Source organism: Bacillus sp. Leaf49, assembly GCF_001426125.1.
GTDB lineage: Bacteria > Bacillota > Bacilli > Bacillales > Bacillaceae > Bacillus > Bacillus altitudinis.
Window position 1 is genome coordinate 549062 of record NZ_LMRK01000020.1, and the last position, 21319, is coordinate 570380.

Here is a 21319-nt window from a genome sequence, read left to right on the forward strand (position 1 = left end):
TTCTTGATTGTCAGTCCATCATGTGTTATATTATTTCTTGGTGTTAAATACACACGCTTAATGATTCGTATGAAGGTGCTGCCGTGGCGCAGTTTTATGTGAACATGACTTAAGCGGAGGAAAAAAAACCATTATATTAGGAGGCAACAACATGTCAGTTATTTCTATGAAACAATTGCTAGAAGCTGGTGTTCACTTCGGTCACCAAACACGCCGTTGGAACCCAAAAATGAAGCGTTACATCTTTACAGAGCGTAACGGTATCTACATCATCGATCTTCAAAAAACGGTGAAAAAAGTAGAGGAAGCTTACAACTTCACGAAAAACCTTGCTGCTGATGGAGGAAAAATCCTTTTCGTTGGTACGAAAAAGCAAGCACAAGATTCAGTGAAAGAAGAAGCAATCCGTTCTGGTATGTTCTATGTAAACCAACGCTGGCTTGGTGGAACGTTAACAAACTTTGAAACAATCCAAAAACGTATCAAACGTTTAAAAGATATTGAAAAAATGCAAGAAAACGGTACGTTCGAAGTTCTTCCTAAGAAAGAAGTCGTTCAACTGAAAAAAGAATTAGAACGTCTTGAAAAATTCCTAGGCGGAATCAAAGACATGAAGGGTCTTCCAGATGCACTTTTCATTATCGACCCTCGTAAAGAGCGTATTGCAGTTGCAGAAGCTCGTAAATTGAATATCCCAATTATCGGTATCGTTGACACAAACTGTGATCCAGACGAAATTGATGTTGTGATCCCTGCAAACGATGATGCAATCCGTGCTGTAAAACTTCTAACTGCTAAAATGGCAGATGCGATTCTTGAGTCTAAACAAGGCGAAGAAGAAGCTGTTGTAGAAGAAACGACAGAAACTGAAACAACAACTGCGTAACCTATTCAAAAGGTGATAAGAGGGAACTGCCTTTTATCACCTTTTTTTCACCTAGTAATCCGTGTTTTAACATAGAAGGAGGAAATGTAAAATGGCAATTACTGCTCAATTAGTAAAAGAACTGCGTCAAAAAACTGGTGCAGGTATGATGGACTGTAAAAAAGCGTTAACAGAAACTGATGGTGACATCGATAAAGCAATCGATCTTCTAAGAGAAAAAGGGATCGCAAAAGCTGCGAAAAAAGCAGACCGTATTGCGGCAGAAGGATTAACTCTTATTAAAACTGACGGCAACACTGGCGTTATCCTAGAAGTGAACTCTGAGACTGATTTCGTTGCGAAAAACGAAGGATTCCAAAATCTTCTTAACGAACTTGCTGATCATTTACTTGCTGCGAAACCTGCAACAATTGAAGAAGCACATGCTTCTAAAATGGAAAATGGTTCAACAGTTGAAGAACATATTACTTCTGCAATTGCGAAAATCGGAGAAAAAATTACGCTGCGCCGTTTCTCAGTCATCACAAAAGAAGATAACGCTGCATTCGGTTCTTACTTACACATGGGCGGACGCATCGGTGTATTAGCGGTTCTTAACGGAACAACTGATGAAGAGCTTGCGAGAGACATCGCAATGCACGTTGCTGCTGTAAACCCTAAATACATTTCTCGTGACCAAGTGTCTGAAGAAGAAGCAAACCGTGAGCGTGAAGTATTAACACAACAAGCGCTTCAAGAAGGAAAGCCTGAAAATATCGTTGCTAAAATGGTAGAAGGCCGTCTAAACAAATTCTTCGAAGAAATTTGCTTACTTGACCAAGCATTCGTTAAAAACCCAGATGAAAAAGTGAAACAAGTTGTAGGTGCGAAAAACGCAACTGTTCAAACTTATGTTCGCTATGAAGTGGGCGAAGGTATCGAAAAGCGTCAAGACAACTTTGCTGAAGAAGTTATGAGCCAAGTGAAAAAATAATGTTTGAAAAGCTCTCTGGGGCTTTTTTAGGGAGCACAAGCACTGTGTTCCCTATTTTTTAGAGGATATTGATTTACAAAAGGCGGTTTCTTACGCATAATAAGAGACGGTATAGTTTACACTTGGAGGTTATCATGAGCAAACCGAAATATAATCGCATTGTACTGAAGCTAAGTGGAGAAGCACTAGCTGGTGATGCTGGAAATGGAATTAACCCAACTGTCATTCAATCAATTGCAAAGCAAGTAAAAGAAATTGCAGAACTTGATGTTGAAGTTGCAGTCGTTGTAGGTGGAGGAAACCTTTGGCGTGGTAAGACAGGCAGTGACTTAGGAATGGACCGGGCAACAGCAGACTATATGGGGATGCTTGCAACAGTGATGAATTCATTGGCATTACAAGACAGCCTAGAAACGCTTGGTATTCAGTCTAGAGTACAAACCTCTATCGAAATGAGACAGGTTGCAGAGCCATACATAAGAAGAAAAGCGATCCGTCACCTTGAGAAGAAACGTGTCGTGATTTTTGCTGCAGGTACTGGTAACCCTTATTTCTCTACTGATACAACAGCAGCACTTCGTGCAGCTGAAATTGAAGCAGATGTCATTTTAATGGCGAAAAACAATGTAGACGGTGTCTACAGTGCTGATCCTCGTACAGATGCGGATGCAGTAAAATATGATAAGCTTTCATATCTTGATGTACTAAAAGAAGGGCTTGCTGTAATGGATTCTACTGCGTCCTCATTATGTATGGACAATGACATTCCATTAATCGTCTTCTCTATTATGGAAGAAGGAAATATTAAACGTGCCGTCAATGGCGAATCAATCGGAACGATCGTGAGGGGGAAATAACGTGTCAAAAGAAGTGTTGAACCAAACAAAAGAAAAAATGGAAAAAGCCGTTCAAGCATACGGACGTGAACTAGCAACTGTCCGTGCGGGCAGAGCTAATGCTTCCCTTTTAGACAAAGTAACAGTGGATTACTATGGTGCGCAAACACCACTAAACCAAATTGCGTCAATTACAGTGCCAGAAGCACGTATGCTGATTATCACACCTTACGATAAAACAGCGATCGGTGATATCGAAAAGGCGATCCAAAAGTCTGATCTTGGTATCACACCAACAAGTGACGGAAACGTGATCCGTATTGCGATCCCAGCACTAACAGAAGAAAGACGTAAAGAACTTGTAAAAGTTGTGAGAAAATACTCAGAAGAAGCAAAAGTAGCTGTTCGTAACGTTCGTCGTGATGCAAACGATGAATTGAAAAAGCTAGAGAAAAATGGGGAGATCACTGAAGATGAATTAAGATCATCTACAGAGGATGTTCAAAAATTGACAGATGAATATGTCGCTAAAATTGATGAAGTGACAAAAGATAAAGAAAAAGAAATCATGGAAGTTTAAGAAAAAACTATGTACAATAGATAATAGTGAAAAGACCCTCTTCATGTTTACAGGGGGTTTTTTTGTTAATACTGTTGAGGACTATATTATTAGCGGGAACGCAACCTTTTTGGGTGATGGAGGAATCTCATGCTCAATATACTCAAAAATTGGAAGAATCAGCAAACAGCAGCTTCCAACTTAGAAAGCCTGACAAAAGAAGACATATTAAATGGAGAAATTCCTGAACATATCGCCATTATCATGGATGGGAATGGAAGATGGGCGAAGAAACGTGCGCTTCCACGGGTAGCAGGACATCATGAAGGAATGAAAGTTGTCAAGCGCATGACCAAGCTTGCAAATGAGCTGAATGTCAAAGTGCTGACTTTGTATGCTTTCTCTACAGAAAATTGGAAACGTCCAAAACTAGAAGTAGACTTTTTAATGAAGCTTCCTGAAGAGTTTCTAAACATCTATCTGCCTGAACTCATCGAGGAAAATGTCCGTGTACGTTTAACAGGTGATCCAGACGGCCTCCCGCAGCATACGAAAAAAGCGGTAGAGAACGCAGTGAAGAGTACGGCGAATAATGACGGACTCATTTTAAATTTTGCGCTCAATTATGGAGGACGGACAGAAATTATTTCTGCATGCAGACAAATTTCTGAAAAAGTCAAAGAAGGCAAGCTTCGAGCAGAAGACATCACAGAAGAGATGTTTTCAGCTTATTTAATGACAGAATCTCTTCAAGATCCGGATTTGCTTATTCGTACGAGTGGAGAAATTAGATTAAGCAACTTTATGCTTTGGCAAATTGCATACAGCGAGTTTGTCTTTACGGATGTGCTTTGGCCTGACTTTTCTGATGAGCATCTCATAGGCGCTATCGGAGAGTACCAGCGCCGCGGCCGGAGGTTCGGTGGAATTTAGAGGGTGGTGCAGATGAAACAAAGAATTTTGACGGGTGTTCTGGCAGCTGCAGTGTTTTTACTTGCAGTGATTTATGGACAAATGCCATTTACCCTGCTGATTTATTTAATGGGAAGTGTCGCTCTCTTTGAGCTTCTTAGAATGAAAAAGATTTCGATTTTCAGCTTTCCTGGCATTGTCAGCTTAATATTGCTTTGGCTTTTAATGGGCGGAGAAAATAGCTTCTTCCCGAACGTAGACGCATCAAAAATGCAGATTGCTTTATTTGCAGTCTTAATCCTTTTAACTTATACAGTTCTGAGCAAAAACTCTTTCACATTCGATGAGGTTGCTTTTGTTATATTAGCCACATTATATATTGGCGTTAGTTTCTATTATTTTATTCAAATTAGAGGCTTGTATGGCATGAGTGCGATCTTCTTCGCAGCGGTGATTATTTGGTCCACTGACTCAGGTGCCTATTTTATTGGGAAATCTATGGGGAAACGAAAGCTTTGGCCAGAGATCAGCCCAAACAAAACAGTAGAAGGATTTATCGGCGGAATCGTCACAGCGGTCGTGCTGTCACTTGTGTTCCAGGCGGTTACAGGATTTTTGCCATCATATCTGCTTGTTATGTTTATTACTCTTTTGCTCAGTATTTTTGGACAGCTTGGCGACCTTGTGGAATCTGCTTTAAAGCGTCATTACCATGTGAAGGATTCAGGGACAATACTCCCGGGTCATGGCGGAATTTTGGACAGGTTTGACAGCTTTTTATTCGTTCTGCCGTTTTTATATTTATTGCTGGCCACGTTTGCTAGCTAACCTCATAGAAACTAATTGAACGAGAGAAGGAGTGGCAATTTGAAATATATTTCGCTATTAGGCGCAACAGGATCAATTGGAGAACAAACATTAGATGTGATCAGGCAGCATCCAGACAAATTCAAGTTGAAAGCGATGACGTTTGGCAGAAATATAGACAAGGCCATCCCTATCATTGAACAATTTCAGCCTGAATTTGTTGGATGTGTAGACGAAGCGACCTATCGCACGTTAAAAGGTCATTCATTTCAATACGATGTCAAAATGGCTGCGGGTGATGAAGCGAACATCGAAGCAGCGACCTATGATGCAGTGGATGTTGTGGTCAATGCACTGGTAGGAAGTGTCGGACTTGTGCCGACATTAAAAGCCATTGAACAAAAAAAGACGATCGCACTTGCAAATAAGGAAACACTTGTGACAGCTGGTCATATAGTAAAAGAGTACGCCAAAAAGTATGACGTGCCTTTACTTCCTGTCGATAGTGAACACTCCGCTATTTTTCAATCCCTGCAAGGTGAACAAGCTAAAAACATTGAACGCTTAATCGTCACAGCTTCAGGCGGCAGTTTCCGAGATAAAAAACGCACGGAGCTTGAAGGTGTAACGCTTGAAGAAGCGCTGAATCATCCGAACTGGTCCATGGGCGCAAAAATCACGATCGATTCAGCGACCATGATGAATAAGGGGCTTGAGGTGATTGAGGCGCATTGGCTGTTTGATATCCCATACGATCAAATTGATGTGCTGTTACATAAAGAGAGCATCATCCATTCCATGGTGGAATTCCATGACAAAAGTGTCATGGCTCAGTTAGGTACACCTGACATGAGGGTTCCGATTCAATACGCGCTCACTTATCCTGATAGAGCGCCATTAAAAGAAGCGAAATCATTAAACCTTTGGGAGATTGGACAATTAAATTTCCAAAAAGCGGATTTTGACAGGTATCGCTGCTTACATTTTGCTTATGAATCAGGTAAAATAGGAGGGACAATGCCTACTGTGCTTAATGCAGCCAATGAAATAGCTGTTGATGCATTTCTAAAAGGCAAAGTAACGTTCCTGCAAATTGAAGAATTGATTGAAAAGGCACTGAACAGACATCATGTGATTTCAACGCCTAGTTTGCAAGATATCCATGAAGTGGACAAAGATACACGAGACTTTGTTCAATCAATCCTCGCATAAGGTGGTATGTTCGTGAATACAGTGATTGCGTTTATTATTATTTTTGGAACGCTCGTTTTTTTCCACGAGCTTGGCCATTTAATTATGGCGCAGCGCGCAGGCATTTTATGCCGCGAGTTCGCAATTGGTTTTGGACCGAAGATTTTCTCCTTTAAACGAAAAGAAACCGTCTATACCATCAGACTTCTGCCAATCGGCGGATTTGTTAAAATGGCTGGAGAAGATCCTGAAGTCATTGAAATTAAACCGGGTCATACAGTGGGGCTCTTATTCAATGAGCAAAATGAAGTAGAAAAAATCATTTTAAATGATAAAGAGAAATATCCTGATGCACTTGTCATTGAAGTTGAACAAATTGATTTAGATCATGCGATGAGAATTTCAGGATATGAGGCTGGAAATGAAGACATTCTGACTGGTTACAATGTAAGCCAAACAAGCTTCTATATTGCAGATGGTGAAGAAATTCAAATTGCGCCATACAACCGTCAGTTTGGTTCAAAAACAGTATGGCAGCGTATTAAAGCCATTGCAGCTGGACCGATTATGAACTTTATCCTGGCATATGTGATTCTAGTGGCTTTAGGATTTATTCAAGGTGTAACCGTGGATGATCCTGTACTTGGTAAGCTGACAAAAGACGGCCGGGCAGCGCAAGCTGGGCTTATGCAGGGAGATCATATCGTTTCAATTAACGGGGATAAAATGAATTCTTGGACAGACGTTGTTCAAACGGTTCAAAAGAACCCAGATAAAAAAATGAATGTCGTCATTGATCGAGATGGCAAAGAAAGCACCATTCAAGTTGTACCGGAAGCTGTGAAGGCCGAAGGAAAAACCATTGGCCGTTTTGGTTCTTATCCGCCAACGGAAAATGGCTTTCTCAAAGTCATTTCATCCTCAGGCACTACAGTGATATCTACAGCAGGTCTCATCTTAACGAACTTGCAAAAGATTGTCACAGGACAATTTTCATTAGATATGCTTGCAGGTCCTGTTGGAATATATGACATGACAGGAGAAGTAGCGAAACAAGGTGTGTTAACATTAATGCAGTTTGCTGCGTTTCTTAGTATCAACTTAGGGATCGTGAATTTATTACCAATTCCTGCATTAGACGGAGGAAGATTACTTTTCCTATTCGTTGAAGCCATTCGCGGCAAACCAATTAATCGTGAGAAAGAGGCACTTGTTGTCTTCATTGGTGTTGCGTTCCTCATGCTATTAATGCTAGTAGTGACATGGAATGACATCCAGCGATTATTTTTATAAAAACCATTGTCTCTTGTTTCTCATTATGGGAAACAAGAGTTTTTGTGAGAAGTCCTATTTCTTAAATGAGGTGTAACGACATGAGACAATCCCTGACTTTCATTCCAACTCTTCGAGAGGTGCCGGCAGATGCTGAGGCAAAAAGTCATCAGCTATTAGTAAGAGCTGGATTTATTAGACAAAACACGAGCGGTATCTATCATTATTTGCCGCTAGCACATAAAGTGATTCAGCACATTCAAGCCATTGTTCGCAAGGAAATGGAAAAGGCGGGAGCAGCTGAGCTGTTAATGCCAGTGCTGCAGCAAGCAGAAATGTGGCAAGAGTCAGGAAGATGGTATACATACGGTCCAGAACTCATGCGTATGAAAGATCGCCACGGCCGCGAGTTTGCACTTGGCCCAACACACGAAGAAGTGATCACATCACTCGTACGCAGTGAAGTCAAATCGTATAAAAAGCTTCCTTTGACACTGTATCAAATCCAATCTAAATTCCGTGATGAACAAAGACCTCGCTTTGGGTTATTGCGCGGACGTGAATTTATTATGAAGGACGCCTATTCATTCCACTCTTCACCAGAGAGCCTTGATGACACATACAACAAGATGTTTACAGCTTACTCGAATGTCTTTTCAAAAGTAGGTCTTAACTTTAGACCCGTCATTGCCGATTCTGGGGCAATGGGAGGAAAAGATACACATGAGTTTATGGCACTTTCAGAAGTAGGAGAAGATACAATCGCATACTCTGACACATCTTCCTACGCTGCGAACATTGAAATGGCTGAGGCTGTGTATCACGGAGAAGAAGCAAACCCTGCGGACTTCAAAGAACTCAAGAAAGTACACACGCCGCAGGTGAAGACAATACAAGATGTTGCGTCATTCTTAGAAGTGGCTCCTTCTACATGTATCAAATCTGTCTTGTTTAAAGCGGACGATGCGTATGTACTTGTCCTGACAAGAGGCGATCATGAAGTAAATGATGTGAAAGTGAAAAACTTAGTTGGAGCACAGCTTGTAGAGCTTGCTTCACGTGAGGAAGTACTAGACGTGATTGGAACAGAACCAGGATTTGTTGGACCAGTGAAGCTTGAAGCGGAAGTAACGATTTATGCAGACCACGCTGTAAAAGGAATGACAAATGCAGTTGCAGGTGCAAATGAATCGGATTATCACTATGTCAATGTTAATCCTGCTCGTGATCTGTCAGTGAAGGAATATACAGATCTTCGCTTGATTCAAGAAGGGGACGTTTCTCCAGATGGAGAAGGCATTATCCAGTTCGCAAAAGGAATTGAAGTAGGACAAGTCTTTAAGCTAGGCACGCGTTATTCAGAGGCAATGGATGCAACATACCTCGATGAAAATGGACGTGCGCAGCCAATGATCATGGGCTGCTATGGCATCGGAATTTCTAGAACCCTTTCTGCGATTGTTGAACAACATCATGATGACAAGGGGATTATCTGGCCAGAAACAGTTGCGCCATATGATCTTCATCTACTTGCCTTAAATATGAAAAACGATGCACAAAAGGAACTGGCTGAAACGCTGTATGAGCGTTTACAGGAAGAGGGCTATGAAGTCCTTTTCGATGACCGCCAAGAGCGTGCAGGCGTCAAATTTGCCGACAGTGACTTAATTGGACTGCCAATTCGCATTAGCTGCGGGAAACGTTCAGAAGAAGGTATTGTCGAAGTGAAATTCAGAAAATCAGGTGAATCACACGAAGTATCTGTTGATGAACTGATTTCATTTATACGCCAAGCATAAAAAACGAACAAAAAAATGAAGGTACCTCCTGCAAAAAAGAGGTACCTTTCTGATTTGCAAAAGGAGGGTCCTGTCTTGGATGAACAATTACCGATTACCCGGCGGCAATTTCATATATTACTCAATCAGATTCAAATGACAGATGATGACCTCAGCCGTTACTTTGAAGAAGGCGAGATCGTCAAATTGACGGTGCATAAGGCGGCAAAAACGTGGCATTTCCATTTTAAATTTAAGGCACTTTTGCCTTACCAAGTATATGCAATGTTTTTAAGCAGGCTGACAAATGCATTTTCTCATATCGCACAAGTCACTTGTACGATTGAAGTCAATGATCCGCACATATCTGAAGAGCTCGTTCAATCGTATTGGTCCCATTGTGTGGAAGAGCTTCAAGGAATTTCTCCCCCAATCATCAGCTTGCTTCAACAGCAAAAACCAGCGCTGTCTGGACATAAGATCATCATCAAAACTAAAAGCGAAACTGAGGCTCTGGCCATCAAGAAGAAATATAGCCCAATGCTTCAGGCTGCATTTAAACAAGTCGGTTTTCCAGAACTTCAATTTGATACAGAAATTTTTGTATCAGATCAAGAGATTCAGAAGTTCAGAGAACAAAAACTTGCTGAAGATCAAGAAAGAGCCATGCAAGCCCTTGTTGAGATGGAGAAGAAGGAAAGTGAGGATCAAGAGGAAGCTCCTTCTGGCCCTCTGATGATTGGCTATCAAATCAAAGACAATGAAGAAATACGTACGCTTGATAGCATTATGGACGAAGAAAGACGAATCACCGTCCAAGGATACGTGTTTGATGCAGAAACGCGCGAACTAAAAAGCGGCAGAACCCTTTGTATCTTTAAGATTACCGATTATACGAATAGTATTTTGATCAAAATGTTTGCGAGAGAAAAAGAAGATGCTCAGCTCATGAAATCCTTGAAAAAAGGGATGTGGGTTAAAGCAAGAGGAAGCATTCAAAACGATACGTTTGTGAGAGATCTTGTCATGATCGCAAATGACGTCAATGAAATGAAACCTCAGCTGAAAGAAGATACTGCACCAGAGGGAGAAAAGCGTGTTGAGCTTCATTTGCATTCGCCAATGAGCCAGATGGATGCTGTCACTGGCATCGGTAAACTTGTTGAACAAGCAAAAAAATGGGGGCATGAGGCCATTGCCCTGACAGATCACGCCGTTGTACAATCCTTTCCAGATGCGTATGCAGCAAGTAAAAAGCATGGCATCAAAATGATGTACGGGGTGGAAATCAATTTAGTCGACGACGGGGTACCGATTGCGTATAATCCAGAGCACCGCTTGTTAGAAGATGCGACGTTTGTCGTATTTGATGTTGAGACAACAGGACTCTCTGCTGTGTATGATACGATCATTGAGCTTGCAGCCGTGAAAATCAAAGGCGGGGAAATCATTGACCGCTTTGAGGCATTTGCAAATCCTCATCATCCGTTATCAGCAACAACCATTGAACTAACCGGTATCACGGACGACATGGTGAGAGATGCACCAGATGTGGTCGATGTGGTTCGGGATTTCAAAGAGTGGATTGGACAAGATATCCTTGTTGCTCACAATGCGAGCTTTGATATGGGCTTTTTAAATGCAGCATATAAGCGACTGTTAAAAACAGATAAAGCGTCAAACCCTGTCATCGATACACTAGAACTCGGCCGATTCCTTTATCCAGAATTTAAAAATCACCGGCTGAACACGCTGTGTAAAAAGTTCGATATTGAACTCACGCAGCATCACCGGGCGATTTATGATGCAGAAGCAACTGGTTACCTCATGCTGAAGATGCTAAAAGATGCGGCTGAAAAAGAGATTGCCTACCACGATCAATTGAATGAAAACATGGGGCAGTCCAATGCGTATCAGCGCTCACGTCCTTACCATGCAACCGTGATAGCACAAAATGAGACGGGTCTAAAGAATTTATTTAAGCTTGTTTCACTTTCTCATATTCATTATTTCTACCGCGTGCCGCGTATCCCTCGCTCACAGCTTGAGAAATATCGAGAAGGTTTAATTGTTGGGTCTGCTTGTGATAAGGGTGAAGTGTTTGAAGGGATGATGCAGAAGTCACCTGATGAGGTAGAAGACATTGCCGCATTTTACGACTATTTAGAAGTTCATCCGCCAGAAGTGTATCAGCATTTACTCCAGCTGGAGCTTGTTCGGGATGAACGTGCATTAAAAGAGATCATCACAAACATTGTAAAACTTGGTGAAAAACTGAATAAACCAGTCGTGGCGACTGGAAATGTGCACTACCTGCATCCAGAAGACAAAATTTATCGCAAAATCTTAATTTCATCACAAGGCGGGGCGAATCCGCTTAATCGTCATGAACTGCCAAAAGTTCATTTTAGAACAACTGATGAAATGCTAGAAGCCTTCTCTTTCCTTGGAGACGAAAAGGCGAAAGAGATTGTCGTGACGAATACGCAAAAAGTATCTGAGATGGTCGAAAGTATCAAACCAATCAAAGACGATCTTTATACACCAAAAATCGAAGGTGCAGATGAAGAAATTCGGGAAATGAGCTATAACATGGCTCGCAGCATCTACGGTGACGATTTACCGAAAATTGTAGAAGACCGGATTGAGAAAGAATTAAAGAGTATTATTGGTCACGGTTTCGCTGTTATTTATTTAATTTCTCATAAGCTTGTTAAGAAATCACTTGATGATGGATATCTAGTTGGTTCAAGGGGATCAGTTGGTTCATCTCTCGTTGCGACATTAACAGAGATTACAGAAGTAAACCCGCTTGCGCCGCACTATGTATGTCCAAGTTGCAAGCACTCTGAGTTCTTTAATGATGGATCGGTTGGCTCAGGATTTGACCTTCCTGATAAAGACTGTCCTGAATGCGGGACGCCGTATAAAAAAGACGGACACGATATTCCGTTTGAAACGTTCTTAGGTTTTAAAGGAGATAAAGTGCCCGATATCGACTTAAACTTCTCAGGAGAATATCAGCCGATTGCCCATAACTATACGAAAGAGCTGTTTGGTGAAGAGTATGTATACCGCGCAGGTACAATCGGTACCGTTGCAGAAAAAACGGCATATGGTTATGTGAAAGGCTACGCAGGAGATCATAACCTTCATATGAGAGGTGCTGAAATTGACCGGCTCGTACAGGGCTGTACGGGGGTCAAACGGACAACGGGCCAACATCCAGGCGGTATTATCGTAGTGCCGGATTATATGGATATTTACGATTTCTCACCAATTCAATATCCAGCAGATGCGACAGGTTCTGATTGGAAAACGACGCATTTTGATTTCCATTCAATCCATGATAACTTGCTGAAACTAGATATTCTTGGACACGATGATCCAACGGTCATTCGGATGCTTCAGGACTTGAGCGGAATTGATCCAAAAACGATTCCGACAGATGATCCTGAGGTCATGAAAATCTTCCAAGGAACGGAACCTCTCGGTGTCACAGAAGAACAAATTGGATGTAAAACGGGAACACTTGGGATCCCAGAGTTTGGCACAAGGTTTGTTCGTCAGATGCTTGAAGATACAAAACCGACCACCTTCTCGGAGCTTGTTCAGATCTCTGGTCTATCTCACGGTACAGATGTATGGCTCGGCAACGCCCAAGAGCTGATTCATAATAAAACGTGTGAACTAAGCGAAGTGATTGGCTGTCGTGATGATATTATGGTCTATCTGATTTATCAAGGGTTAGAGCCGTCACTTGCCTTTAAAATCATGGAATCTGTTCGTAAAGGGAAGGGACTTCCTCCTGAATGGGAAGAGGAGATGAAGAATAATAACGTACCGAACTGGTACATTGATTCTTGTAAAAAGATTAAATACATGTTCCCTAAAGCCCACGCGGCTGCTTATGTATTAATGGCTGTTCGGATTGCTTATTTCAAGGTGCACCATGCACTTCTGTACTATGCGGCTTATTTTACCGTTCGTGCTGATGATTTTGATATCGAAACGATGACAAAAGGATCGAATGCGATTCGAGCGGTCATGGACGATATTAACTCAAAAGGTCTTGATGCATCACCGAAAGAGAAGAACCTATTAACTGTATTAGAGCTTGCACTTGAAATGTGTGAAAGAGGCTATCACTTTAAAAAAGTAGACCTATACCGATCAAGTGCCACTGAGTTTATCATTGATGGAGACGGGCTAATCCCGCCATTCAACTCCATCCCTGGACTCGGAACAAACGTTGCGTTAAATATTGTACGCGCACGCCAAGATGGTGAATTCCTTTCAAAAGAAGATTTACAAAAACGAGGAAAAGTGTCTAAGACCATCCTTGAGTATTTGGATCGTCAAGGCTGCTTAGAAGCACTTCCTGATCAAAACCAGCTTTCTTTGTTCTAATGTGAAAAATGAAGAGCGCCCTTAAAGGGCGTTTCAGCATGTAGACAAACCCTCGCATTCTTTGTCAGTCCTGCGCTCCGGTGCTCACGAATGTCAAATTCGCTCTGCTCCGGTGCTCGTCCTTCCTAGACTGCAAACATTTTAGCCCTTTGTCAACAATCTGGAGCGCCCTTAAAGGGCGTTCTTTTTTGTATATACAATAACATTATTATGTTAACTAAATATTTTAACTGGAATTATTTTCTTGTTGGTTCATATATCTTGATTTAACGTCGTGTTTTGAGAGAAGAGATTGTATGTCATTCTTTCTACCCAAATAGAGCAAAAAAGAGAATTTAGCCGTCTGAAATGTTCTCATACGACATATGATCATTTTGGGTACAGTCACATGAAGAATCAGGAGAAAACCCTCGGTGAGCGTCAAGCTGATGGCTGTTTACTATGCACATTTTTGAAACACGCTTGATTCTTTTCAACACTGTACAAAACACGAACGGAATGACAAGGAGGTGGTCATTTCTTGTTCAATGTTTCACGTTTAAGAAAAAAGAAGGGGTGAGAAGTAGGTACATGTCAGATTACAACTATGTAGAGGTGCTTCAAAAATCCATTTTGTTTTACGAAGCCCAGCGTTCCGGAAAGCTTCCTGAAAGCAATCGTCTTAACTGGCGAGGGGATTCTGGACTAGAGGATGGGAAAGATGTTGGTCATGATTTAACAGGCGGCTGGTACGATGGCCTACTCGGCAGCCGTGCTTGCATGGACAGTCTATGAGTACCGAGAAGCTTACGAAGAGGCAGAGCTGCTTGATGATATGTTAGATCAAATCAAGTGGGCAACCGATTATTTTTTGAAAGCCCATACAGGTCCAAATGAATTTTGGGCACAAGTAGGCGATGGGAACGCGGATCATGGCTGGTGGGGTCCAGCAGAAGTGATGCCGATGAACCGGCCAGCATTTAAAATTGATGAACATTGTCCAGGAACAGAAGTAGCCGCCCAAACTGCAGCCGCTTTAGCAGCAGGTTCAATTATTTTTAAAGAAACAGACGCGCCATATGCAGCAAAGCTTCTCACCCATGCAAAACAGCTTTATGCATTTGCTGACCAATATCGCGGTGAGTATACAGATTGTGTCACCAATGCTCAGCCATTTTATAATTCCTGGAGTGGCTATATTGATGAGCTCATTTGGGGTGGAATATGGCTCTACTTGGCGACAAATGACCAGACCTATTTAAACAAAGCACTAAAAGCAGTAGAAGAATGGCCGAAGGATTGGGACTATACGTTTACGATGTCGTGGGACAATACCTTTTTTGCTTCGCAAATTTTACTTGCGAGAATCACAAAGGAGAAAAGGTTTATCGAATCGACGGAGCGTAATCTCGATTACTGGTCGACGGGTTTTGTTCAAAATGGAAAAGTAGAAAGAATCACTTATACGCCTGGCGGACTAGCGTGGTTAGATCAATGGGGTTCACTTCGTTATACAGCAAATGCTGCATTTTTAGCGTTTGTGTACGCAGATTGGGTCTCTGATCAAGAAAAAAAGAATCGATACCAAACGTTTGCGATCAGGCAAACACACTATATGTTAGGGGATAATCCGCAAAATAGAAGCTATGTCGTTGGGTTTGGCAAAAATCCGCCGATGCATCCACACCATCGAACTGCACATGGCTCATGGTCTAATCAGCTGACAACTCCTTCTTCTCATCGGCACACGCTTTATGGAGCGCTTGTTGGGGGGCCTAATGCACAGGATCAGTATACCGATGACATCTCTGACTATGTATCAAACGAGGTAGCAACAGACTATAATGCCGCCTTTACTGGAAATGTAGCCAAAATGGTGCAGTTGTTTGGTCAGGGGCAGTCAAAGCTGCCGAATTTTCCGCCTAAAGAAAAAGTGGAAGATGAGTTTTTTGTAGAGGCAGCTGTCATGAGTAACGATACAACATCTACTCAGATCAAAGCCATTCTATACAATCGATCAGGCTGGCCGGCAAGAAGTAGTCAATCACTTTCTTTTAGATATTATGTCAATCTAAGTGAGATATTTGCGAAGGGATTCACTGATAAAGATATTCAAGTGACAGCTGTTTACAATGAAGGCGCTTCCTTAACTCCGTTAACGGTGTATGACGCATCATCCCATATCTATTTTACAGAAATCGATTTTACTGGCGTAGCTATTTTTCCAGGAGGTGAATCGCTTCATAAGAAGGAAATACAGTTCCGGTTATCTGCGCCAAATGGTGCGAATATATGGGATGCCTCAAATGATTATTCCTTTCAAGGATTAACATCCAATATGCAGAAAACAGCGAGAATTCCTGTTTTTGATCAAGGTATTTTAGAATTTGGTACGCTTCCGAATAAATAAATATAAAGGGTGAGGACATGACAAATAAAGAACGGTTTTTAACGCTTTATCATCAAATGAAAAACGATGCGAATGGATATTTTTCAAAAGAAGGCATTCCGTATCATTCCGTTGAGACACTCATTTGTGAGGCACCTGATTACGGGCATATGACCACTTCAGAAGCTTACAGCTATTGGTTATGGCTTGAAGCATTGTATGGTCACTACACAGGCGATTGGAGCAAACTAGAAGCGGCTTGGGATAATATGGAGAAGTTTATCATTCCAGTAAACGAAGATGGACATGACGAACAGCCGCATATGAGTTCTTACAATCCATCTAGCCCAGCCACATACGCTTCAGAAAAACCATATCCAGATCAATATCCGAGCCAGTTGACGGGTGCTCGCCCTGCTGGTCAAGATCCGATTGATGGTGAACTGAAGTCAACTTACGGAACGAATGAAACGTATTTAATGCACTGGCTTCTTGATGTAGACAACTGGTATGAATATGGGAATTTGCTCAATCCATCACATACAGCCGCATATGTAAACACATTCCAGCGGGGTCCGCAAGAATCCGTATGGGAGGCCATCCCTCATCCATCACAAGATGATAAAACGGCCGGAAAGCCCAATGAAGGTTTCATGAGCTTGTTCACAAAAGAAAATCAAGCGCCAGCCGCCCAGTGGCGCTACACAAATGCGACGGATGCTGATGCACGTGCGATACAGGCAATGTATTGGGCAAAGGAACTTGGCTATAATGGGTCAGCCTATCTTGATAAAGCGAAAAAGATGGGGGATTTCCTTCGTTACGGAATGTACGATAAATATTTTCAAACAATTGGAAGCGGCAAACAAGGTAATCCGTATCCTGGAAATGGAAAAAGTGCATGTCATCACTTAATGGCATGGTACACCTCTTGGGGCGGGGGACTTGGAGAATATGCGAATTGGTCATGGCGTATCGGAGCGAGCCATTGTCATCAAGGGTATCAAAACCCAGTCGCTGCCTACGCTTTATCCTCAGATAAGGGAGGCTTAAAGCCATCGTCACCGACTGGTGCAAGTGATTGGGAAAAGACGTTAAAGAGACAGCTTGAATTTTACGTCTGGCTTCAATCAAAAGAGGGAGCGATTGCAGGAGGTGCTACCAACAGCTGGAATGGAGACTATAGCGCTTATCCAGCAGGAAGAAGCACATTTTATGATATGGCTTATGAAGATGCGCCTGTTTACCATGATCCTCCGTCCAATAACTGGTTTGGAATGCAAGCATGGCCGATTGAGCGTGTAGCAGAGCTTTATTATATCTTTGCAAAAGATGGCGACAAAACATCTGAAAATTTCCAAATGGCCAAATCTGTCATCACAAAATGGGTCAACTATTCACTAGATTATATTTTTATTGGCACTCGTCCTGTGTCGGATCAAGATGGGTATTTTTTAGATGGTCAGGGTCAAAGGATTCTAGGGGGGACAAATGTTGCTGTTGCTACGACGAGTGCACCTGGAGAGTTTTGGATTCCTGGGAATATAGAATGGAGCGGTCAGCCTGACACTTGGAGCGGATTCCAATCTGCAACAGGTAATCCAAATTTAACGGCAGTTACAAAAGATCCTACTCAAGATACTGGTGTACTGGGCAGTCTCATCAAAGCACTCACATTCTTTGCTGCTGCAACACAGAAAGAGACAGGAAACTACACAGCACTTGGCATAAGAGCAAAAGAGACAGCGGCACAGCTCCTTGAGGTTGCTTGGAATTACAATGATGGTGTAGGGATTGTGACAGAGGAAGACAGAGAAGACTACCACCGTTTCTTTAAAAAAGAAGTGTACTTCCCAAATGGCTGGAACGGAACATTTGGTCAAGGAAATCAGATCCCTGGTTCCAGCACCATTCCTTCTGACCCGCAGCGAGGAGGTAACGGAGTGTATACGAGCTTTGCAGATCTTCGTCCGAAAATCAAGCAAGACCCAGCTTGGTCAGCACTGGAGAGTAAATATCAAGCATCTTTTAATGAAGCAACAGGCAAATGGGAAAACGGAGCGCCAAGTTTCACCTATCACCGTTTCTGGTCGCAAGTTGATATGGCTACGGCTTATGCAGAATACCATCGTCTCATAAACGAATAGAACGTAGTACAGCTGCCGGCTTTTTTAGTCGGCGGTCTTCTCATAAGATAAATGAAGTGAAAGCAAAGGTGATGTCATTATGGTTAAAAAGAAAGAATTTATGAATCATTCATCGAATGGCGGATCACAGGAACAAGAAAATCAAAGCTGGAGAAAAGAAGCAAATGATCGAATCTTACAACATAGACAAAGAGAGCTTGTCATAAATGTCATCGATAAAGAAAAAAAGCCCTTAGCCGGAATAGAGGTTGAAATAAAACAAATCAGACATGAATTTGCATTTGGTTCAGCAATGAATGACCAAGTACTATTCAATCAAACGTATGCTGATTTTTTTGTCCAACATTTTAATTGGGCTGTGTTTGAAAATGAGGCAAAATGGTATGCAAATGAGCCTGAACGAGGGAAAATAACCTACGAAAAAGCAGATGCCATGCTGAATTTTGCCAATAGACACCAAATTCCAGTGAGGGGGCACGCCTTATTTTGGGAGGTAGAGGATGCCAATCCAAACTGGCTGAAATCATTACCGAATCATGAAGTATATGAAGCCATGAAAAGGCGGCTTGAGCATGCAGGCAATCATTTTAAAGGAAAATTCCGTCATTGGGATGTAAACAACGAAATGATGCATGGTTCATTTTTTAAAGACCGGTTTGGGAAACAGATTTGGAAATGGATGTATGAAGAAACGAAAAAAATTGACCCTCAAGCCTTGCTGTTTGTCAATGATTATAATGTAATCTCATACGGCGAACATCACGCATATAAAGCACATATCAATGAACTTCGTCAGTTGGGGGCACCAGTTGAGGCTATTGGAGTTCAAGGTCACTTTGAAGATCGAGTGGATCCAGTCGTTGTAAAACAAAGACTAGATGTGCTTGCTGAGCTTGGTCTACCGATATGGGTGACAGAGTATGACTCTGTTCATCCGGATGCCAATAGACGAGCGGATAACTTAGAAGCTTTATATCGGGTAGCCTTTAGTCACCCAGCCGTAAAAGGTGTGCTGATGTGGGGATTTTGGGCGGGTGCTCATTGGAGAGGAGAGCACGCTGCCATCGTGAATCATGATTGGTCGTTAAATGAAGCAGGCAGGCGTTATGAAAAGCTTCTACAGGAGTGGACGACACAAAGAGTGGAAAAAACAGATGCGAATGGCCAAGTGACATGTCCAGCGTTTCACGGGACGTATGAGGTTCGAATTGGTGAAGTAAGTAAAATGTTGCAGCAGCAGACGATTGAACTTGACTCAACCAAACATACACCTCTTCAACTAGATATCATCGTACCAGTAGAATAAGAGATTGTGAGGAGAATGGAATGAAAAAATGGGTTCAACGGGTGGCTTGTTTTATGCTGCTGATCACTTTATGGGCGGGTTGGTTCACTCTGACCGTAAAGGCCTCCTCCTATGTGCAAACATCTGGTACACATTTTGTATTGAACAACCACCCATTTTACTTTGCTGGCACAAATAATTATTATTTCCATTACAAATCAAAAAAGATGGTAGATGCTGTTTTTGACGATATGAAGGCAATGGATTTAAAGGTTATTCGTATTTGGGGATTTCACGATGGTACCCCTCAAGAAAACTCAGTCTTACAATCTCGTCCAGGTGTTTATGAAGAATCCGGTTTTCAAAAACTAGACTATGCGATTTATAAAGCAGGGCAGGAAGGAATCAAGCTGGTCATACCGCTCGTGAACAATTGGGATGACTTTGGCGGGATGAATCAATATGTGAAGTGGTTTCAGGCAGGATCACATGATCACTTTTATACAGATTCTCGGATTAAAACAGCTTACAAAAACTATGTGCGCTATGTATTAGAGAGAACCAATACGTACTCAGGTGTTCAATATAAAGATGACCCTGCTATTATGACATGGGAGCTCGCCAATGAGCCGCGCGCTCAGTCAGACCCTTCGGGAGATATACTAGTAAACTGGGCAGATGAAATGAGTGCATGGATCAAATCAATTGACTCGAATCACCTTGTTGCAGTAGGAGACGAAGGGTTCTTTCGCATGACAGGTCATGACGATTGGTTTTACAGTGGGGGAGAAGGTGTTGATTGGGATCGTTTGACTGCTCTCCCTCATATTGATTATGGAACCTATCATTTATACCCGGATCACTGGAATCAGTCTGCTGCATGGGGAGTGAAATGGATCAAAGATCATATCACCCGAGGAAACGCAATCGGAAAACCTGTTGTATTAGAAGAGTTTGGCTATCAAAATCAAACAGCCCGTCCTGATGTATATGATAGCTGGCTGAAGACAATTGAACAGCTCGGAGGCGCAGGCAGCCAATTTTGGATTTTAACAAGCATTCAAGACGATGATTCCCTCTACCCGGATTATGACGGTTTTCGAGTTTTAAAGGAGAGCCGGGAGGCAGAAATTATTCGTGAACACGCCAAAAGAATGAATGAAAAGAACTGATGAAGAATGCCTGTTTATAAGGAACTTCATTTGCATAAAAAAATTGGATATGGTATAGTTTTTATGGAAATGCTAACGATTACCGAGACAAGAGTGGGGAAACCCGCTCTTTTGTATTGAACAGGCAATTTTTGTCTCGACATTATTCATCCGTTTTCTGCTCCCCCTGCTCACAATAAAGCAGGGTTTTTATGCAGAATGATTGATAAGAGCGTTTATCGAAAGCACAAGGAGGAAGAGAATGAGCAAAAAAGTAGTGGATATCGTAAGCGACATGGTGCAGCCAATTTTAGATGGCTTACAGCTTGAACTCGTTGATGTTGAATTTGTCAAAGAGGGTCAAAACTGGTTCCTTCGCGTATTTATTGACTCTGACAAAGGCGTCGATATCGAGGAGTGTGCCAAAGTGAGCGAAGCCTTGAGCGAAAAGCTTGATGAGGCAGATCCAATTAGCCAAAACTACTTTCTTGAAGTGTCCTCTCCTGGAGCGGAGCGCCCATTAAAGAAAAAAGCTGATTTTGAAAAAGCACTTGGAAAAAATGTTTTCATGAAAACATACGAACCAATTGATGGTGAAAAGGCATTTGAAGGTGAGCTTACAAGCTTTGATGGTGAGATTGCAACAGTGACAGTGAAGATCAAGACAAGAAAGAAAGAGATCAATATTCCATACGAAAAAATTGCTAACGCAAGATTAGCAGTTTCGTTCAATTAACCTTTTCA

At 42.0% G+C, this 21319-nt stretch carries 14 protein-coding genes and 1 pseudogene; all 15 read left to right on the plus strand.

Annotated elements, in window-relative coordinates:
• Window positions 1-151 precede the first annotated feature (151 nt).
• Window positions 152-886 (plus strand): 30S ribosomal protein S2, encoded by a 735-nt coding sequence (rpsB, locus tag ASG46_RS12605; RefSeq protein WP_007499561.1) that lies wholly within the window; start codon window positions 152-154, stop codon window positions 884-886.
• Window positions 887-977: 91 nt separating this feature from the next.
• Window positions 978-1859 carry a translation elongation factor Ts gene (gene tsf, locus ASG46_RS12610; protein WP_007499558.1) on the plus strand — a complete coding sequence of 294 codons (882 nt, stop codon included), beginning with the start codon at window positions 978-980 and terminating at the stop codon, window positions 1857-1859.
• 134 nt (window positions 1860-1993) lie between these two features.
• The gene (gene pyrH, locus ASG46_RS12615) at window positions 1994-2716 is read left to right on the plus strand and encodes a UMP kinase (protein ID WP_008344767.1); all 723 of its coding nucleotides are present in this window, start codon (window positions 1994-1996) and stop codon (window positions 2714-2716) included.
• A gap of 1 nt (window position 2717) precedes the next feature.
• Window positions 2718-3275, plus strand: coding sequence for a ribosome recycling factor (frr, locus tag ASG46_RS12620; RefSeq protein ID WP_008344764.1), 558 nt, complete (start codon window positions 2718-2720; stop codon window positions 3273-3275).
• A gap of 129 nt (window positions 3276-3404) precedes the next feature.
• Window positions 3405-4187, plus strand: coding sequence for an isoprenyl transferase (locus tag ASG46_RS12625; RefSeq protein WP_007499552.1), 783 nt, complete (start codon window positions 3405-3407; stop codon window positions 4185-4187).
• Window positions 4188-4199: 12 nt separating this feature from the next.
• Window positions 4200-4994, plus strand: coding sequence for a phosphatidate cytidylyltransferase (locus tag ASG46_RS12630; protein ID WP_007499550.1), 795 nt, complete (start codon window positions 4200-4202; stop codon window positions 4992-4994).
• A 39-nt stretch (window positions 4995-5033) separates the two neighbouring features.
• The gene (gene dxr, locus ASG46_RS12635; RefSeq protein ID WP_056704727.1) at window positions 5034-6185 is read left to right on the plus strand and encodes a 1-deoxy-D-xylulose-5-phosphate reductoisomerase; all 1152 of its coding nucleotides are present in this window, start codon (window positions 5034-5036) and stop codon (window positions 6183-6185) included.
• Between the two features lie 6 nt (window positions 6186-6191).
• Complete coding sequence (gene rseP, locus ASG46_RS12640) at window positions 6192-7457, plus strand: RIP metalloprotease RseP (protein WP_007499546.1); 1266 nt, start codon at window positions 6192-6194, stop codon at window positions 7455-7457.
• Between the two features lie 80 nt (window positions 7458-7537).
• Window positions 7538-9235 carry a proline--tRNA ligase gene (locus ASG46_RS12645; RefSeq protein WP_056704729.1) on the plus strand — a complete coding sequence of 566 codons (1698 nt, stop codon included), beginning with the start codon at window positions 7538-7540 and terminating at the stop codon, window positions 9233-9235.
• Window positions 9236-9310: 75 nt separating this feature from the next.
• A complete protein-coding gene (locus ASG46_RS12650; protein WP_017367257.1) occupies window positions 9311-13624 on the plus strand; it encodes a PolC-type DNA polymerase III in 4314 nt (1437 codons plus the stop codon).
• A gap of 570 nt (window positions 13625-14194) precedes the next feature.
• Window positions 14195-16013, plus strand: a pseudogene (locus tag ASG46_RS12655) (glycoside hydrolase family 9 protein).
• A 17-nt stretch (window positions 16014-16030) separates the two neighbouring features.
• Window positions 16031-18139, plus strand: coding sequence for a glycoside hydrolase family 48 protein (locus ASG46_RS12660; protein WP_017359074.1), 2109 nt, complete (start codon window positions 16031-16033; stop codon window positions 18137-18139).
• Window positions 18140-18218: 79 nt separating this feature from the next.
• On the plus strand, window positions 18219-19445 hold the full coding sequence (locus ASG46_RS12665; protein WP_017359073.1) for an endo-1,4-beta-xylanase: 1227 nt from the start codon (window positions 18219-18221) through the stop codon (window positions 19443-19445).
• A 20-nt stretch (window positions 19446-19465) separates the two neighbouring features.
• Window positions 19466-20596: a glycoside hydrolase 5 family protein gene (locus ASG46_RS12670; RefSeq protein WP_025207341.1), complete on the plus strand. Its 1131-nt coding sequence runs from the start codon at window positions 19466-19468 to the stop codon at window positions 20594-20596.
• 241 nt (window positions 20597-20837) lie between these two features.
• Window positions 20838-21311: a ribosome maturation factor RimP gene (gene rimP / locus ASG46_RS12675; RefSeq protein ID WP_008344744.1), complete on the plus strand. Its 474-nt coding sequence runs from the start codon at window positions 20838-20840 to the stop codon at window positions 21309-21311.
• Window positions 21312-21319 lie beyond the last annotated feature (8 nt).

Bases quoted from the DNA above. Each gene is read 5' to 3' on its own strand.
- rpsB (WP_007499561.1), top strand. From the start codon at position 152: ATGTCAGTTATTTCTATGAAACAATTGCTAGAAGCTGGTGTTCACTTC.
- tsf (WP_007499558.1), top strand. From the start codon at position 978: ATGGCAATTACTGCTCAATTAGTAAAAGAACTGCGTCAAAAAACTGGT.
- pyrH (WP_008344767.1), top strand. From the start codon at position 1,994: ATGAGCAAACCGAAATATAATCGCATTGTACTGAAGCTAAGTGGAGAA.
- ASG46_RS12625 (WP_007499552.1), top strand. From the start codon at position 3,405: ATGCTCAATATACTCAAAAATTGGAAGAATCAGCAAACAGCAGCTTCC.
- ASG46_RS12630 (WP_007499550.1), top strand. From the start codon at position 4,200: ATGAAACAAAGAATTTTGACGGGTGTTCTGGCAGCTGCAGTGTTTTTA.
- rseP (WP_007499546.1), top strand. From the start codon at position 6,192: ATGTTCGTGAATACAGTGATTGCGTTTATTATTATTTTTGGAACGCTC.
- ASG46_RS12645 (WP_056704729.1), top strand. From the start codon at position 7,538: ATGAGACAATCCCTGACTTTCATTCCAACTCTTCGAGAGGTGCCGGCA.
- ASG46_RS12660 (WP_017359074.1), top strand. From the start codon at position 16,031: ATGACAAATAAAGAACGGTTTTTAACGCTTTATCATCAAATGAAAAAC.
- ASG46_RS12665 (WP_017359073.1), top strand. From the start codon at position 18,219: ATGGTTAAAAAGAAAGAATTTATGAATCATTCATCGAATGGCGGATCA.
- ASG46_RS12670 (WP_025207341.1), top strand. From the start codon at position 19,466: ATGAAAAAATGGGTTCAACGGGTGGCTTGTTTTATGCTGCTGATCACT.
- rimP (WP_008344744.1), top strand. From the start codon at position 20,838: ATGAGCAAAAAAGTAGTGGATATCGTAAGCGACATGGTGCAGCCAATT.